The 245-nt window shown below is 60.8% G+C and carries 1 protein-coding gene; it reads right to left on the bottom strand.

Annotated elements, in window-relative coordinates:
• A partial coding sequence (hemP, locus tag SB822_RS59790; protein ID WP_410859472.1) for a hemin uptake protein HemP occupies positions 1-244 on the bottom strand: 244 nt, incomplete at its 3' end.
• Position 245: the final 1 nt, after the last annotated feature.

The raw sequence follows: 245 nt of genomic DNA, 5'->3' as shown, positions 1-245 counted from the left end.
GGATGAGCTTGCCTTGGCGGGTGATCTTGAGACGATAGAGCGAACCGCCGTGCTCTATGCCCACTTCCCGGGAGCCGTCGAAGAGTTCGCGGCTGCCATAGGTTTTCAATTGCGGCTCAAGACCGCCTTCGCCGAAGCGAGGTTTCGCCTGAGCTGGGACAGACCCGGTTGAATCGCTGCGGAGCTGGCTTTCAGGAATGCGATTTGCGGCTCGTTCGGAAACGGGTCCGCGTGGTAACCGCACC

It is taken from the genome of Paraburkholderia sp. SIMBA_054, from assembly GCF_046534875.1.
In the GTDB taxonomy this organism is placed as follows: Bacteria; Pseudomonadota; Gammaproteobacteria; order Burkholderiales; family Burkholderiaceae; genus Paraburkholderia; species Paraburkholderia hospita.
The sequence above is the reverse complement of the archived record's forward strand: the minus strand, read 5'-3'. Positions and strand labels throughout refer to the sequence as shown.